Genomic DNA, 16135 nt, shown 5'->3' with positions numbered 1-16135 from the left:
TCCCGCCCTCGCCTCGCACCGCCCCGTACAGAAGTCGTCCCCGCACGGCCCGGCACCTTGCACCAACGCGGTGCAACAGTATTGCTGTCTCACCACCTCTGTGAAACGGTCCGCGACATTGCGGCCGCGCGCCGTCACAGAGCGGTACAGGGCGGACATCGACCCGTTGTACAGCCCCTGATCACCATGTGAGATGTCCCGCTCTGTGACCTCGATCACCGTCAGTCACGGGAACCGTGGGTAATGGTGTGCCAGGTCCGTGCCGCGTCAGGGGTGGCACGGACTTTGCACTGTCCCCCTACTGTCCCCCCACTGAGAGTGAACAGCGCGTGAGCAAGGAAGCCGTCACCGCGGCACAGGAGGCGCCCCGCACGGTCGCCTCCGACGTGCCCGCCGATGCAGGCGACGCGGGTTACAACAAGGACCTCAAGGCCCGCCACATCAACATGATCGCGATCGGTGGAGCGATCGGCACCGGCCTCTTCCTCGGAGCGGGTGGCCGCCTCAACTCGGCCGGCCCCGGTCTCGCCCTCGCCTACCTGGTGTGCGGCATCTTCGCGTTCTTCGTCGTGCGCGCGCTCGGCGCGATGGTCGTCTACCGGCCCTCGTCCGGTTCGTTCGTCTCGTACGCGCGCGAGTTCCTCGGTGAGAAGGGCGCGTACGTCGCGGGCTGGGCGTATTTCCTCAACTGGTCCACGACCGGTATTGCCGACATCACCGCCATCGCGATGTACACGCACTACTGGAGCTTCTTCACCGACATCCCGCAGTGGGTGCTCGCGCTGATCGCCCTCGCGATCGTGCTCGTGGTGAACCTCATCTCCGTGAAGATCTTCGGTGAGATGGAGTTCTGGTTCTCGATCATCAAGGTCGCGGCCCTCGTGATCTTCATGCTGATCGGCATCTTCCTGCTCGTCACGCAGCAGGAAGTCGGCGGCGAGACCCCGGGCCTGCACGTGATCACCGAGAACGGCGGCCTCTTCCCGTCCGGCATGATGCCGGTGGTCATCGTCATGACCGGTGTCGTCTTCGCGTACGCCTCGCTCGAACTGGTCGGCGTCGCGGCGGGCGAGACCGCCGAGCCGCAGAAGATCGTGCCCCGCGCGGTGAACTCGATCATGTGGCGCGTGGGTCTGTTCTACGTCGGCTCCGTCGTGCTGCTCGCGCTGCTCATGCCCGGCTCGAAGTACTCCGGCGACGAGAGCCCCTTCGTCACCGTGCTCTCCTCGATCGGCGTCCCGGCCGCCGGCGACGTGATGAACCTCGTGGTGCTCACGGCCGCGATGTCCTCGCTCAACTCGGGTCTGTACTCCACCGGCCGCATCCTGCGCTCGATGGCCATGGCGGGCTCGGGCCCGGCCTTCACCGCGAAGATGAGCAAGAACAAGGTGCCCTACGGCGGCATCCTGCTCACCTCCGCCGTGTGTGTCCTCGGCGTCGGCCTGAACTTCCTGATGCCCGAGAAGGCCTTCGAGATCGTCCTCAACGTGGCGGCGCTCGGCATCATCACCACCTGGGTCACGATCATGCTCTGCCACCTGGTGTTCCGCCGCCGGGCCGAGGCGGGCCTGCTGCCCCTGCCGAAGTTCAAGCTCCCCTGGAGCCCGGTCACCGAGATCGTCACGATCGTCTTCCTGCTGACCGTGCTCGGCCTGATGTGGAAGGACGCCGAGATCGGCCGCCCGACCCTGTACCTCATCCCGGTCATCGCGCTCGCGCTGGTCGCCGGCTGGTACAAGGTCCGCGGCAAGGTCGCGGCGGGCGGCCTGGCCGCCGAGCAGTCGAAGTAGCAGCACGCACACCGCCGCGGCCGGTCCCACCCTCTGGGGTGGGACCGGCCGCGGCGTTTTCCCGATCCTCAGGACGCCGAGGCCGTCACCGGATAGTGGTCCGAGAGATTCGTGTACGTGTACGAGGTGCCCCAACTCGTCACCGTCCAGGGCGCCGACTGCTCCTTGACGACGTGGTTGGTCCAGCCCGCCGGCCGCGCGTGCCCGGTGCGGTGCAGCACGTAGTCGAGGTCCTCGCGCGGGTCGTCCGGGTAGCGGTCCTTCGCGATCGAGTTGTCGCGGGTGTCGAAGGAGTACGGGTGCCCGGTGCGCGCCTCCGCCCCGGCCAGGCCGCCGTCCGCGAGCATCGAGGCGTACTCGGCGGAGTGCGAGTCCACGTTCAGGTCGCCCGCCACGATCACCTGCTCCGAGGCCGGGATCGCCTTCGCGTCGAGGAACGCGTCGATGTCCTTGAGCTGCGCACTGCGCATCGCCGCCGCCTCGCCCGCACCGCAGCCCGGGTCGGTGGACTGAAGATGCGTGCCGACCACGTGCACCCGGGCGCCGTTCACGTCCAGGACCGCATACGCGAAGCCCTTGTTGGAGTACCAGTCGGCGCCGCAGGCGTCCGGGAAGACGTACTGCTCCTTGCGCAGGACCGGCCACTTGCTCAGGACGGTCACGCCGCCGTCCTCGGGCGTGGTCGCCGAGTAGTTCCCGCCGGTGGCGTCCCAGCCCGAGGTGGAGCGGCCCACCACCGGCGTCTGGTGCGGGTATTCGGTACGTGCCCGGGAGAGCAGCGCGTCGGACGAGGAGTTGTCGAAGGCCTCCTGGAGGACCACGACGTCCTGGCCGCGGAAGAAGGAGGTCTTCGGGATCTCGGCCGCGCGGTGGTCCTGGCCCCAGTTGGGGTAGAGCGTCTTGCTGAACAGGAAGGCGTTGTAGGAGAGCACCTTCAGCTCCGGTACGGCGGCCGCCGCGGCGGGCACGGGCGCGGCGGCGACGAGACCGGCACCGGTGAGCAGACCGGCGAGGGCGAGGCGGGTGAGACGGGGTGCGTACGGCACGAGGGACTCCCGTGATCGGTGGGGTTACGCAGGGGACGTGCGGGACGTGCGTGCACATCAAAGCAGCGGGAGTTACTTCCCGGTAGCGGGCGGATGGCGCACAGTGGGCGCACACCCGTCGCCACATCCGCGACGGCGTGCCCGGCCGCCGGCGAACCGCACGCCCTGCCACCGGCGAACCGGCGGCACCACCTGTCCGGTTCTCCTCTTGATCCTCTCCTGCCCTCTTCTGTGCGGGAGTTGACCGGAGTACCTTCCGCCGCATGCCGATACCTGCGCGGGCCACCCGCTTCAGACTCGTCGTGCTCCTGGCCGCCTCGGCCGCCCTCCTGCTGCCGCTGCTCTCACCCGCGTACGCCGCCGACCGCGGCCGCCCCACCGAGAGCAAGCCGGTCTACTCGTACGCGAACGCCCTCCGTGAATCCGTCTGGGTCGACACCGGGCTCGACGGCGACGGCGACGGTAGGAGCGACCGCGTCGCGGCCGACATCATCCGGCCGCGCGAACCCGCCGAACGCGGCCGGAAGATCCCCGTGATCATGGACGCCAGCCCGTACTACGCGTGCTGCGGCCGGGGCAACGAGAGCCAGAAGAAGACCTACGACGCCGACGGCGACGTGGTGCAGTTCCCGCTGTACTACGACAACTACTTCGTCCCGCGCGGCTACGCCTTCGTCGCCGTGGACTTCGCCGGCACCAACCGCTCCGACGGCTGCGTGGACGTCGGCGGACGCTCCGACGTCACCTCGGCGAAGGCCGTGGTCGACTGGCTCAACGGCCGCGCCCGCGGCTACACGAGCCGCACCGGCGACGAGCGCGCGCGGGCGACCTGGTCCAACGGCGCCACCGGCATGATCGGCAAGAGCTACGACGGCACCGTCGCCAACGGCGTCGCCGCCACCGGCGTCGAGGGCCTGAAGACCATCGTGCCGATCGGCGCCATCTCCTCCTGGTACGACTACTACTTCCAGCAGGGCGCCCCGCTCTACGACAGCGGCCCCGAGTGGCTGTCGAACTATGTCGAGAGCCCGGAAGCCCGCGCCCGCTGCGGCGCCGTACAGCAGCGTCTGATCGACGAGGCGCCCCGCAACGGCGACTGGACCCGCCTGTGGGACGAGCGCAACCACGTCCCGGACGCCGGCAAGGTGAAGGCCAGCGTCTTCGTCGTGCACGGGCAGCAGGACCTCAACGTCCGGGCCAAGCACTTCGGCCAGTGGTGGGACGCGCTCGCCGCGGAAGGCGTGCAGCGCAAGATCTGGCTGAGCCAGACCGGCCACGTGGACCCGTTCGACTTCCGGCGCGCCGAGTGGGTGCGCACCCTGCACCGCTGGTTCGACCACGAACTCCTCGGCTACGACAACGGCATCGACGACGAACCGATGGCCGACATCGAGACCGCGCCCGACCGGTGGCAGACCAGCCGGCACTGGCCGCCGCGCGGCACCGACGCCGTGGCCGTGAAACCCGGCAAGGGCACCCGGGACGGCGTCGGCACCCTGGGCCTGAAGCCCGCGCCCCGCGGCGCGGCCGAGACCTTCACCGACGACCCCGCGCGCGGCGAGGCCGACTGGGCCGCCCGGCTCGATACCCCGACCCCCGACAAGGCGGGCTTCGTCACCGCGCCCCTCGCCAAGGACCTGCGGATCTCCGGCAGTTCACGGGTCACGGTCACCGCGACCCCGTCCACCGCCACCGCCCACCTCTCCGCCGTCCTGGTCGACCTCGGCCCGGACACCATCCGCGACTACACCGCGGCCGGCGAAGGCATCGTGACCCTGCCCGAACGCAGCTGCTGGGGCGCGGCCCGCGAGGGCGACAGCCCCTGCTTCAAGGAGACGGCCGCGAAGACCGCGGACGTGGACTACACCGTGTTCAGCCGCGGCTGGGCCGACCTCGGCACGTACGCGGATCCCCGCACGGAACGCCCGCTGACACCGGGCCGTGCCCACACCCTTACGATCGACCTCGCATCCAGCGATCATGTGATCCCGGCCGGCCACCGCCTCGCCCTGATCGTCGCCGGAACCGACGCCGGACTGATCGAACCGCCCGCCACCCCGGGGCAGTTGACCCTCGATCTGCGCCGCACCACCGCCGAGCTGCCGTTCGTGGGCGGCCTGCGGGCCTTCGCCGACGCCACCCGTCCCGGCGCGCCCGCCGCGGCACCCCGCGAGAGCCGCTACGAAGGTCTGCCCCAGGCCCCCGAAGCGCTCCGCCTGCCCTCCGAGAAAGGCCTGATCCCGTGAAGCGCGCACTTTCGCTGACAGCCGCCGCCACCGCGTTCGCGGCGGCCCTGACCGCACCCGCCACCGCCACGCCCGACACGGCCACGGGCACGACAGCCGGACCCCGCACCGGATTCGAGGCCTCGAACGGCGCCCGCTGGACCACGCAGCCCGAGGAGCAGGAATTCCTGCGGACGCTCGACCGGAGCAGCGACCGGCTGAGCGTCGAGCGGATCGGCACCACCAAGCAGAACCGCCCGCTCCAGCTCGTCCGCCTCGGCAACCCCCGGGCCTCGCTCACCGTCCTGCTCATCTGCTCCCAGCACGGCGACGAACCCTCGGGCCGCGAGGCCTGCCTGTCCACCGTCCGCAACCTCGCCCACACCCAGGACCGGCGCACCCGCGCCCTGCTCGAACGCAGCGAGATACTCGTCGTCCCCACCGCGAACCCCGACGGCCGCGCCGCCGACACCCGCGGCAACTCCGACGGCGTGGACATCAACCGCGACCATGTCGCCCTCGCCACGGCCGAGGGCCGCACCCTGGCCCGGCTCATCCGCGACCAGCGGCCCGACGTCATCTACGACCTGCACGAGTACGGGGCCACGCCCCCGTACTACGACAAGGACCTCTTCGACCTGTGGCCGCGCAACCTCAACACGGCCCCCGACGTGCACGACCACGCCCAGGACCTCTCGGGCGACCACGTGCGGCCCGCCGCCCAGGAGGAGGGCTACTCCACGGGCACGTACGGGATCTGGACCGATCCGGAGACCGGTGAGCCGATCAAGCAGAGCGCGGGCGACGGCCAGGAGCGCATCCTGCGCAACGCCTCCGGCATCAAGCACGCGGTCGGCCTGCTGATCGAGAGCCGCGTCGACCCCCTCACGGACGAGGAGAAGGCGGACGCGGCCCTCAACAACCGGCGCCGCGTGCACTCCCAACTGGCCGCCCTGGACGGGCTCTTCTCCTTCGCGGGGGAGCGGGGCCGCAGCGTGGACCGCGCCACCGCCGAGGCTCGCCGCGCCGGCTACGCCGACCAGGGCCCCGTCTACCTCGGCGGCGCCGACAACGACCCCGCCGAGCCGACCGAGCTCCTCACCGACCCGCCCTGCGGCTACCGGCTCACCCCCGAGCAGTACGCCGAGGTGGGCGACGAACTCGCCCTGCACGGCATCAAGGTGCGGCCCGAGGGCAAGGGAGCCTTCGTACCGCTGCGGCAGCCGCTGCGCGCCCTGGTCCCGCTGCTGCTCGACGAGCGGGCGCAGTACAACCTCGTGAACGGGCAACCCGCCGACGAATGCTGATGGCATGTGAGCTGTGACACACGTGTGGTAGCGAGGTAGCAGCACCCTCACGCCGCTCCCTCGAAAGGTGCCGCTGATGCCGCACGACGAGCACAACAGCCCGCAGAAACACGAGAAACGGGCCGGCCGGGGCGATCCGCATCTGTCCGCGGGTCTCCCCGGCAGCCCGCACGACCATGGCGCGGTGACGACCGACCGGGTGGTGTTCGGCGTCACCGCCGCGCTGACCCTCGCCTTCGTCCTGTGGGGCGCGATCGCCACCGACACCCTTGAGGACGTCTCCCAGAAGGCCCTCAACGGGCTCATCCACAACGCCGGTTGGGCCTTCGTCCTGGCCGCCTCCGGCTTCGTGGTCTTCGCCCTGTGGCTGGCGATCAGCCGCTACGGGAAGATCACCCTCGGCGGCGAGGGCGAGGACCCCGAGTTCCGCACGGTGTCCTGGGTCGCGATGATGTTCAGCGCCGGTATGGGGATCGGCCTGATGTTCTACGGGGTCAGCGAACCCCTTGCGCACTTCACGACGCCCCCGCCGGGCACCGACCCCGCCGACTCGGCCACCGCCATGATGACCGCGATGGCCACCACCCTCTTCCACTGGACGCTGCACCCGTGGGCGATCTACGCGGTGGTGGGCCTGGCGATCGCGTACAGCAGCTTCCGCAAGCGGCGCCGGCAGACCATCAGCGCGGTGTTCACCCCGCTCATCGGCAAGAAGCACGCCGACGGCGGCTGGGGCCGCGTCATCGACATCCTCGCCATCTTCGCCACGCTCTTCGGCTCCGCGGCCTCCCTCGGCCTCGGCACGCTGCAGATCAGCAGCGGCATGCGCGAGCTCGACTGGGCCAAGACGATCAGTACGGGCGTCCTGGTGGCGATCATCGCGGTCCTCACCGCGGCCTTCGTCCTCTCCGCTGTCTCCGGCGTCGACAAGGGCATCCAGTGGCTGTCCAACACCAACATGGTGCTCGCCCTGATCCTCGCGCTGTTCGTGTTCATCGCGGGCCCCACCGTGATCGTCCTCGACCTGCTGCCCACCTCGATCGCCTCGTACTTCGGTGATCTGCCGCAGCTCGCGGGCCGCACCGAGGCCAGCGGCGGCGAGGGCGTGGCCGACTGGCTGGGCAGCTGGACGGTCTTCTACTGGGCCTGGTGGATCTCCTGGACGCCGTTCGTCGGCATGTTCATCGCGCGCATCAGCCGCGGCCGCACCATCCGCCAGTTCGTCGGCGGGGTGATCCTCGTGCCCAGCACGGTCAGCCTGGTCTGGTTCGCCATCTTCGGCGGTACGGCGATGAAGATGAAGGAGAGCGGGCGGCTCGCCGACGAGTCCACGCCCGAGGGCCAACTCTTCGCGCTCCTGCGGGAGTTCCCCATCCCCACCGTGATGAGCATCCTCGTGATGATCCTCGTCGGCATCTTCTTCGTCTCCGGCGCCGACGCGGCCTCCATCGTCATGGGCACGCTCTCGCAGCGCGGCACCTTCGAGCCGACCCGGTTCGTGGTCGTCTTCTGGGGTGTGGTCACCGGAGCCGTCGCGGCCGTGATGCTGATGATCGGCAACGGCAAGCCCAACGCCCTGCAAGGCCTGCAGAACCTCACGATCCTGGCCGCCGCGCCCTTCGTGGTCGTGATGCTCGGCATGTGCTGGGCGCTGATGCGCGATCTGCGCAAGGACCCGCTGATCGTCCGCGGCGAGAAGGGCGAGGAGGCCGTCGAGATGGCGGTGATCGCGGGCCACGAGAAGTACGACGGCGAGTTCGAGCTCCGGATCGGCCCGGCGCCGACGGAGGACTGAGCGAGACCCGGTCCTGCGGCCGGGGGTCCGGCCGTGGGGCCGGGGGAGCGGGGCATGCCGTGACGCACGGCATGCCCCGCTCCCGTGTCCCGGCATGACACGCTCCCGTGTCCCGGGATCAGTCCAGCAATGCGGCCACGTCGTGCGCGCACCCCCAGGCCGCCGTGACCCCTCCGCCGCCGTGCCCGTAGTTGTGCACCAACACGGTGCCCTCGGCGGTCAGTTCACGCTCCAGGCGTACGGAGGGGCGGGCGGGCCGCAGCCCCACGCGGTGCTCCAGGATCCGGGCCGAGGCGAGCTCCGGGTGGATGCGTGCGCAGCGCTCCACGATCCCCGCCGCCGTCGCCGGGTCGGGCTCCCGGCTCCAGTCGTGCTCGTCCGCCGTGCCGCCGAGCACGACACCGCGCGGATGCGGGATGAGATAGGCCTCGGTACCGCCCACGAACCACCGGTCCAGGCCCGGGTTCTCCACCACGACGAGCTGCCCGCGCACGGGGTACACGGTCTCGTCCGGCACGAGCTCGCGCGCCCCGAGCCCGCTGCAGTTCACGACCGCCGGGGCCTCGGCCGCCGGCTCGCCGAGGTCCGTCACCGTACGCTCCTCCACGGCGCCGCCCGCGTCGAGGAGCCGCCGGACCAGGTAGCGCAGAAAGACCGGCATGTCGAGCACGGGGACGGTGGCCTCCACACCATCCGCATAGCCGCCCGGCAGGCCGCTGACGGGCCGCGCGCCGGTCAGCGCTTCGGCCCAGGCGCCGACCAGCGAACTGTCCGCCATCACCCCGGTGACCCTGCGGACCCCCGTCTCCTGCGGCAGCGCGGCGATCTCCTCGTACACCTCGAGCGTGCGCAGGGACCAGTCGACGGCCTTCTCGAGCGGCTCGATCCGGTACGGCCAGCAGATCGCACCGGCGGCCGCCGAAGTCGTCCGCGCGGTGGGCTCCTTCGCCCACACCCGCACCCGCCGCCCACCCTCCGCGAGCACCACCGCCGCCGCGAGCCCGACGACCCCGCCACCCACCACGATCACATCCGCACCCATGGCGGCGACCTTAGCTTCTGCGCACCCCGCCGTGGAGGGGTGCCCGTGCTGCCGGTGGGGGGCGAACTCCCGCGTACCGGAACCCGATCAGTCGAATCCCCGATGCATGCTCGCTCGGCAGCCGGACGCCCGCGCCGACACCCGCAGTCCGCCCGCGCTGGTCGCCCGCACCCGCGCTGGTCGCCCGCACCCACATTGATCGCCGCGCTGCCCCCGGAGCAGGTCGCCGGACACCGCCGCCCTCAACGGCGAGGCCGTCAACACCCGCCGTACCGGAACCCGATCAGCCGAATCCCCGATGCATGCTCGCTCGGCCTCCTCGATGGGGATACTCGTGGCATGTGTGCCGAGTACGCGACCTTCGGTCTTGCCCCGGCGATGCGGGCCGGCGGTGTCCTGGCCAACGGTGACTATCAAGTCCACCGTGATTTCACCGACTTCATCGTGGACGGCCGGCCGCTGCTCTTCCAGCTGTCCGACCTCGACGCCGTCTCCCCGCTGGCCTCGGACGTACCGCCCGCGATCTTCACCACGCATGTGCGCAGACTGCTGCTCGAGGCCGAACCTCCCCTTCCCGAGGGGAGGTTCGTGATCTACGGCTGCCCGGAGTGCGAATCCCTGGAGTGCGGCGCGGTCACGGCCGTGATCGAGCGCGACCCGGAGAACGCCGAGGACTACATCTGGCGGGACTTCGCCTGGCAGACCCAGGAAGAGGTGGACCTGGAGCGTGACGGCTACCACGGCATCGGACCCTTCCGCTTCCGCGGCGAGGGCTACCGCAGCGAGCTCGGCCGGCTGCTCGCGGCCCCCGAACCCGCCCTGCCACGAAGGGTGCTGCTCATCGGCGCCCGCGTCGCCGTGCTCGCCAAGCTCGCGGCGGCCCTGCGGACCATCGGTATAGGCGCGGAGATCACCCAGGACGCGTCCGCCGTGCCCACCGAGGAGCTGCGGACCTACGGAGCGGTCGCCTTCGGGCGGGCCGTGACCGACACCCAACGCGCCCTCGTGCGCGAGGCGTTCGAGCGCACCGGCGCCGACGTGGCGTATGTGGAAGGGCTCGCCCCCATCATCCCGATCCTCGTCGCGCAGATCGAGGACGCCCTGGACCGCAGCCCCGTGGAGCAGCGGCGGCTCACGCGCCTGGTCGCGGCGGACGGCGAGGCCGGGGTGGAGGTGACCTCGACCTGCCGGGTGCAGCTGACCGGGTACCGCCTCGACCGGCTCTACCGCACGCACACCCACGAGCTCTTCGACGACGTCCTGGAGGCCGGCAGGCACCGGATCGCCCTCGACGCGAAGGCGGTCAAGGGGGAGTCGTACATCGTGGCGCGGACGACGGACAGCGTGCTGGTGGCGCCGATGGTGCGGTGAGGGGGCGGTGCATCGCCGGTGATTCGGCGCGTGTGAGTCGTCGCAGCCTGGCGGGCGCCGGGACCCAGCCATGCGGAAGGGGGCGGCCCTTGCACAGGACCGCCCCCTTCACCCGTCTACCGTCAGCGCCGCTTCGGGTCCACCAGACCCGCCTTGCGCAGCGCGTCCGCCATCGCGCTGTTCGCCGGCGGCGGAGCCTGACGCCCGCCACCGCCGCCACCGCGCCGGTCCCGGTTGCCGCCGCCGCGCTGCTGCGGCGGACGGCCGCCCTGGCCACCGCGTTCGCGCCGGCCGCCGCCGCCCTGCCGCTCGCCGCCGTCCTTCGCGGCCTCGTCGTCCAGCCGCAGCGTCAGCGAGATCCGCTTGCGCGGGATGTCGACGTCGAGCACCTTCACCTTGACGATGTCGCCCGGCTTCACCACGTCCCGCGGGTCCTTGACGAAGGTCTTGGACATCGCCGAGACGTGCACCAGGCCGTCCTGGTGCACGCCGATGTCGACGAACGCGCCGAAGGCCGCCACGTTCGTGACCACGCCTTCGAGGACCATCCCGGAGGCCAGGTCGCCGATCTTCTCGACGCCCTCCTTGAAGGTGGCCGTCTTGAACGCCGGCCGCGGGTCGCGCCCGGGCTTCTCCAGCTCGCGCAGGATGTCCGTGACGGTCGGCAGACCGAAGGTGTCGTCCACGAAGTCGGCGGCGCGCAGGGACTTGAGCGTCGAGGTGTTGCCGATCAGCGCCGCGACTTCGCCGCCGGTCTGCTTCACCATCCGCCGCACCACCGGGTACGCCTCGGGGTGCACCGCGGAGGCGTCCAGCGGGTCGTCGCCGCCGCGGATCCGCAGGAAGCCCGCGCACTGCTCGTACGCCTTCGGGCCGAGCCGCGGCACGTCCTTGAGGCCGGAGCGGGAGCGGAACGGGCCGTTGGCGTCCCGGTGCGCCACGATGTTCTCGGCCAGCCCCGCGCCGATGCCGGAGACGCGGGCGAGCAGCGGCGCGGAGGCGGTGTTCACGTCCACGCCGACACCGTTCACACAGTCCTCGACCACCGCGTCGAGCGAGCGCGAGAGCTTCACCTCGGACAGGTCGTGCTGGTACTGGCCCACACCGATCGACTTCGGGTCGATCTTCACCAGCTCCGCGAGCGGGTCCTGGAGGCGGCGCGCGATCGACACGGCGCCGCGGATCGACACATCGAGGTCGGGCAGCTCCTGGGAGGCGAAGGCCGAGGCCGAGTACACCGAGGCGCCCGCCTCGGAGACCATCACCTTGGTGAGCTTCAACTCCGGGTGCTTCGTGATCAGTTCAGCGGCGAGCTTGTCCGTCTCGCGCGAGGCCGTCCCGTTGCCGATCGCGACCAGCTCGACCTTGTGCTCGGCGCAGAGCCGCGCGAGCTTCGCGAGGGCCTCGTCCCACTTGTTGGCCGGGACGTGCGGGTAGATCGTGTCGGTCGCGACCACCTTGCCGGTCGCGTCGACGACGGCCACCTTCACACCCGTACGGAATCCGGGGTCGAGGCCGAGCGTGGCGCGCGTGCCCGCGGGGGCGGCGAGCAGCAGATCGCGCAGATTCGCCGCGAACACCTTGACCGCCTCGTCCTCGGCGGCGGTCCGCAGCCGCAGCCGCAGGTCGATGCCGAGGTGCACCAGGATGCGGGTGCGCCAGGCCCAACGGGCCGTGTCGAGCAGCCACTTGTCGGCCGGACGCCCACGGTCGGCGATCCCGAACTTGTGGGCCACGATGCCCTCGTACGAAGAGGGCCCGTCCGTCGGCTCCTCGGGCTCGAGGACCAGGTCGAGCATGCCCTCCTTCTCGCCGCGCAGCAGCGCGAGGATGCGGTGCGAGGGGAGCTCGGTGAAGGGCTCGGAGAAGTCGAAGTAGTCCGAGAACTTCGCGCCCTCGGTCTCCTTGCCCTCGTGCACCTTGGAGGCGAGCCGGCCGCGCGTCCACATGCGCTCGCGCAGCTCGCCGATCAGGTCGGCGTCCTCCGCGAAGCGCTCGGTGAGGATGGCGCGGGCGCCGTCCAGGGCGGCCTGCGCATCCGCGACGCCCTTGCCGGGGTCCACGAACGCGGCCGCCGCCGCGAGCGGCTCCACGGTCGGGTCGCCGAACAGGCCGTCGGCCAGCGGCTCGAGCCCCGCCTCGCGGGCGATCTGCGCCTTGGTGCGCCGCTTCGGCTTGAACGGCAGATAGATGTCCTCGAGCCGCGCCTTGGTGTCGGCCGCCCGGATCTGCGCCTCCAGCTCGGCGGTGAGCTTGCCCTGCTCCCGTACCGAATCGAGGACGGCCGTGCGGCGCTCCTCCAGCTCGCGCAGATACCGCAGCCGCTCCTCGAGCGTGCGCAGCTGCGCGTCGTCGAGCATGCCGGTGGCTTCCTTGCGGTACCGCGCGATGAAAGGCACGGTCGAGCCCCCGTCGAGCAGCTCGACCGCGGCCTTGACCTGCCGCTCCGCTACGCCGAGCTCCTCGGCGATCCTGCTCTCGATGGACAACGTGGGTGTGGTCACGATTTCCCGTACCGCCTTCTCGCTGAGCTTGAGGGCGCCATTGTGGCAGGCGGCACCGGCAGGGCGGGAAACCGGTCAGGCCGGACGCGGCGCGCCGACCTGACCGGACGGGGCGCCGGCGCTCGGGTCAGGCGCGGCGCGGCGACCTCGTCCGGCGTCCCGAGGAGGAGGCGCCGCCGAACAGCCGGGCCAGGGCCCGGAACGGCAACGTCACCACGGTGGCGATCGCCCCGGCGATCTGGCGCAGTACATCGGCGATGGCGCGGAACACGATGTCCCCTTTCGTCTGCGGACGCGTACAGACGAGCGGGTAGCCGGTGCCGTACCGGTCAAACGCCCAGCCGGTACGGCGCCATCGTGCGGGTCAGTCCTTGCCGATGAGGTCCGCCGGGAAGGCACCGGCGCCGAGCGCGGTCATCAGGAAGCCGCCGGCCAGTTCCGTCAGACGTTCCACACCGGCTGCCCCGAGGTGCTCGTACGGGGCCGCGTCCAGCCGGTCCGTCACCAGCTCCAGCTCGGTGCGCAGCTCCTTGCCCGCAGCGGTCAACTCCCGCTCCGCGTCGAGGAGTCCGCGGTCCTGAAGGCTCGCGACGGCCGCGTCCCACTCCGCGCGGTTCCAGCCGCGCGTCTCGATGTTCCACTTGACCGAGAAGCCCTTGCCGGTCGCGGTGTGGGTGACCAGCGCCTCCACCGGGCCGAGCCCCGCGTCGAGCAGGGCCGCGATGTGTCCGTCGCCCCGGTGCTCGCGCAGCAGCGTGGCGGCGTGCCAGAGCGCCAGGTGCGGCTCCTCCGGTACGGGCAGGTCGGCGTGGGCCGCGTACAGCGGGCGGGCGTGCCGCGTGCAGGCCTCGGCGGCGGTCAGCGCGAGCCGCGCCGCCTCCGCCATCTCCGCGCTGCCGACCGCCTCTCCGAGCATCCGCCGCAGGTTCGCGTCCACCGCGCGCAGCCGCCCGGCGAGCACCTCCTCGGGCGAGGCGCTCTCCCAGATCGCCGGCACGTGCGCGGCGATCAGCTCGTACTTGAAGTTGTAGTACGTCGCCGCCACCGTGCCCGCACCCACGGCGCCCATCGCCGCCGAGCGGCCCGCGAAGTACGCGGGGCTCCAGCCGTCCAGCCCGAGCGCGCCCATCTCCTTCGCGAACTCCGGCGAGAAGTAGTGCGTGGAGTGCAGCGGATTGAGCACGTTGTGGCAGCGGCGTCCGGCCTTGGCCGGCAGGGGAGAGGTCATGCGCCGCACGTTACCGACGGGTCGGTATGGAGGGAAGAGCAAGCGCTTAGGGGAGGGCCGCTCAGTGGCCGGCGGCATGGCAGGAAAGGTGGGGTACTCGACATTGCTGTCATCCCGCGCCGCCAAAACAATGGAGTCATGACGAAGCGCAGCGTGCTCGTCGTCCTCTTCGACGGCGTCCAGAGTCTCGATGTCACGGGCCCCGTCGAGGTGTTCGCCGCCGCCGGGCACTACGGGGGCGGCCGGGCCGACCTCGACGGGGCGAGCAGCGAGCCGTACGAGATCCGCACCGCGTCCCTCGACGGACGCCCGGTGCGCACCTCCAGCGGACTCACGCTCGTCCCCGACGGGCCGCTGGACGCGATGCCCGCCCCGCACACCCTGCTCGTGCCCGGCGGCACCGGTACCCGCGCACCCGACGACGGCCTGGTCGCCTGGTTGAGGGCGCACGCGCCGAGCGCCGAGCGCCTGGTGTCGGTCTGCACCGGTGCGCTCCTGCTCGCCGGAGCCGGACTGCTCGACGGCCGCCGCGCGACCACCCACTGGGGCTTCTGCGACACGCTCGCCCGGCACCACCCCGAGATCGACGTGCAGCCGGACGCGATCTACGTGCGCGACGGCCATGTGGCCACCTCCGCCGGGGTCACCGCCGGCATCGACCTCGCGCTCGCCCTGGTCGAGGAGGACCTCGGCCGCGACGCCGCGCTCATGGTCGCCCGCGTGCTCGTGGTCTTCCTGCGCCGCCCCGGCAACCAGGCCCAGTTCAGCGCCCAGTTGGCGGCCCAGACGGCGCAGCGCGAGCCGCTGCGCGACGTGCAGCAGTGGATCAGCGAGCACCCCGCCGCCGACCTCAGCGTGGACGCGCTCGCCGCCCGCGCCCGCCTCTCGCCCCGGCACTTCGCGCGCGCCTTCCAGGCCGAGACGGGCATGACGCCCGGCCGGTACGTGGAACGCGTCCGTCTGGAGCAGGCCCGCAGGCTCCTGGAGGACAGCACGCAGGGCGTCGAGGAGATCTCCCGGGCCTGCGGCTACGGCACACCGGAGGCCATGCGCCGCGCCTTCCTCAAGACGCTCGGCGTCCCGCCGGCCGAGTACCGCCGCCGCTTCCGCCCGGTCCCGGTCTGAGCCGCGCCCTCGGGGCAGCTCCAACCACCCGTCACCGCCACCGACTTGGAGTCACCATGCAGCTCGCGATCGTCCTCTTCGACCGCTTCACCGCGCTGGACGCCGTGGGCCCGTACGAGATCCTCAGCCGCCTGCCGGACACGGAGACGGTCTTCGTCGCGGAGCAGACGGGCCCGGTCCGCAACGACGGCGGCTCCCTCACGCTCACCGCCGACCGCACGTTCGCCGAGGTGCCGCACCCGGACCTCGTCCTGGTGCCCGGCGGACCCGGCCAGACACCGCAGATGGACAACCCCGTCCTCCTGGACTGGCTGCGCGCCGCCGACGCCACGAGCACCTGGACCACCTCGGTCTGCACCGGCTCGCTGCTGCTCGCCGCCGCGGGCCTGCTCAAGGGCCGCCGCGCGACCTCGCACTGGCTCGCCCTGAACCACCTCGGCAGCTTCGGCGCCGAGCCCACCGGCGAACGGGTCGTCTTCGACGGCAAGTACGCCACGGCCGCCGGAGTCTCCTCCGGCATCGACATGGCCCTCGCGCTCGCCGGCCGGATCGCCGGTGAGCGCACCGCCCTGTCCCTGCAGTTGCTCACCGAGTACGACCCGCAGCCTCCGTACGACGCGGGCTCGCCTGACAAAGCACCGGCCGACCTCGTGGCCGAGTTCCGTGCCGGCACCCGGCACCCGCAGAACTGACCCGGGCCCG

12 protein-coding genes are annotated in these 16135 nt (G+C 71.5%); 7 read left to right on the top strand and 5 right to left on the bottom strand.

All coding sequences use genetic code 11. The annotated features are described in order from the left end of the window. The first annotated feature begins 329 nt into the window (after positions 1-329). Entirely contained in the window at positions 330-1790 is a 1461-nt protein-coding gene (locus BLT97_RS03395; protein WP_093607107.1) for an amino acid permease, read from the top strand. Positions 1791-1858: 68 nt separating this feature from the next. On the opposite strand, the gene sph is transcribed toward BLT97_RS03395, so the two are convergent. Next, the gene (gene sph, locus BLT97_RS03390; protein WP_093607106.1) at positions 1859-2836 is read right to left on the bottom strand and encodes a sphingomyelin phosphodiesterase; all 978 of its coding nucleotides are present in this window, start codon (positions 2834-2836) and stop codon (positions 1859-1861) included. Positions 2837-3099: 263 nt separating this feature from the next. On the opposite strand from sph, the gene BLT97_RS03385 reads away from it, so the two are divergent. The 3 genes from BLT97_RS03385 (at position 3100) to BLT97_RS03375 (ending at position 8163) form a co-directional block, all read left to right on the top strand. Further along, positions 3100-5082 (top strand): Xaa-Pro dipeptidyl-peptidase, encoded by a 1983-nt coding sequence (locus tag BLT97_RS03385; RefSeq protein ID WP_093607105.1) that lies wholly within the window; start codon positions 3100-3102, stop codon positions 5080-5082. Continuing rightward, positions 5079-6368, top strand: coding sequence for a M14 family metallopeptidase (locus BLT97_RS03380; protein WP_093607104.1), 1290 nt, complete (start codon positions 5079-5081; stop codon positions 6366-6368). Before BLT97_RS03385 ends, BLT97_RS03380 begins: the two co-directional genes overlap by 4 nt. 76 nt (positions 6369-6444) lie before the next feature. Further along, complete coding sequence (locus BLT97_RS03375; RefSeq protein WP_093607103.1) at positions 6445-8163, top strand: BCCT family transporter; 1719 nt, start codon at positions 6445-6447, stop codon at positions 8161-8163. A 118-nt stretch (positions 8164-8281) separates the two neighbouring features. Here BLT97_RS03375 and BLT97_RS03370 read toward each other — a convergent pair whose 3' ends face one another. After that, positions 8282-9205, bottom strand: a complete 924-nt coding sequence (locus tag BLT97_RS03370; protein ID WP_176953624.1) for an FAD-dependent oxidoreductase — start codon at positions 9203-9205, stop codon at positions 8282-8284. A 339-nt stretch (positions 9206-9544) separates the two neighbouring features. On the opposite strand from BLT97_RS03370, the gene BLT97_RS03365 reads away from it, so the two are divergent. Next, complete coding sequence (locus tag BLT97_RS03365) at positions 9545-10576, top strand: oxidoreductase (protein ID WP_093607102.1); 1032 nt, start codon at positions 9545-9547, stop codon at positions 10574-10576. 122 nt (positions 10577-10698) lie between these two features. On the opposite strand, the gene BLT97_RS03360 is transcribed toward BLT97_RS03365, so the two are convergent. The 3 genes from BLT97_RS03360 to BLT97_RS03355 form a co-directional block, all read right to left on the bottom strand. Further along, positions 10699-13080: a Tex family protein gene (locus BLT97_RS03360; protein WP_093607101.1), complete on the bottom strand. Its 2382-nt coding sequence runs from the start codon at positions 13078-13080 to the stop codon at positions 10699-10701. Between the two features lie 127 nt (positions 13081-13207). Beyond that, positions 13208-13351, bottom strand: coding sequence for an LPFR motif small protein (locus BLT97_RS37735; RefSeq protein ID WP_176953623.1), 144 nt, complete (start codon positions 13349-13351; stop codon positions 13208-13210). Between the two features lie 93 nt (positions 13352-13444). Next, positions 13445-14308 (bottom strand): SCO6745 family protein, encoded by an 864-nt coding sequence (locus BLT97_RS03355; RefSeq protein ID WP_093607100.1) that lies wholly within the window; start codon positions 14306-14308, stop codon positions 13445-13447. 138 nt (positions 14309-14446) lie between these two features. Here BLT97_RS03355 and BLT97_RS03350 point away from each other — a divergent pair, with 138 nt between their 5' ends. Both BLT97_RS03350 and BLT97_RS03345 read left to right on the top strand, forming a co-directional pair. Continuing rightward, positions 14447-15433: a GlxA family transcriptional regulator gene (locus tag BLT97_RS03350; protein ID WP_093607099.1), complete on the top strand. Its 987-nt coding sequence runs from the start codon at positions 14447-14449 to the stop codon at positions 15431-15433. 56 nt (positions 15434-15489) lie between these two features. Next, positions 15490-16125, top strand: a complete 636-nt coding sequence (locus BLT97_RS03345; RefSeq protein WP_093607098.1) for a DJ-1/PfpI family protein — start codon at positions 15490-15492, stop codon at positions 16123-16125. Positions 16126-16135 lie beyond the last annotated feature (10 nt).

The organism is Streptomyces indicus, from assembly GCF_900100315.1.
Lineage (GTDB): Bacteria > Actinomycetota > Actinomycetes > Streptomycetales > Streptomycetaceae > Streptomyces > Streptomyces indicus.
The sequence above is the reverse complement of the archived record's forward strand: the minus strand, read 5'-3'. Positions and strand labels throughout refer to the sequence as shown.

Excerpts from the sequence above, each read along its gene's own strand:
- BLT97_RS03385 (WP_093607105.1), top strand. The coding sequence starts at position 3,100 with ATGCCGATACCTGCGCGGGCCACCCGCTTCAGACTCGTCGTGCTCCTG.
- BLT97_RS03375 (WP_093607103.1), top strand. The coding sequence starts at position 6,445 with ATGCCGCACGACGAGCACAACAGCCCGCAGAAACACGAGAAACGGGCC.
- BLT97_RS03370 (WP_176953624.1), bottom strand. The coding sequence starts at position 9,205 with ATGGGTGCGGATGTGATCGTGGTGGGTGGCGGGGTCGTCGGGCTCGCG.
- BLT97_RS03365 (WP_093607102.1), top strand. The coding sequence starts at position 9,545 with ATGTGTGCCGAGTACGCGACCTTCGGTCTTGCCCCGGCGATGCGGGCC.
- BLT97_RS03355 (WP_093607100.1), bottom strand. The coding sequence starts at position 14,308 with ATGACCTCTCCCCTGCCGGCCAAGGCCGGACGCCGCTGCCACAACGTG.
- BLT97_RS03350 (WP_093607099.1), top strand. The coding sequence starts at position 14,447 with ATGACGAAGCGCAGCGTGCTCGTCGTCCTCTTCGACGGCGTCCAGAGT.
- BLT97_RS03345 (WP_093607098.1), top strand. The coding sequence starts at position 15,490 with ATGCAGCTCGCGATCGTCCTCTTCGACCGCTTCACCGCGCTGGACGCC.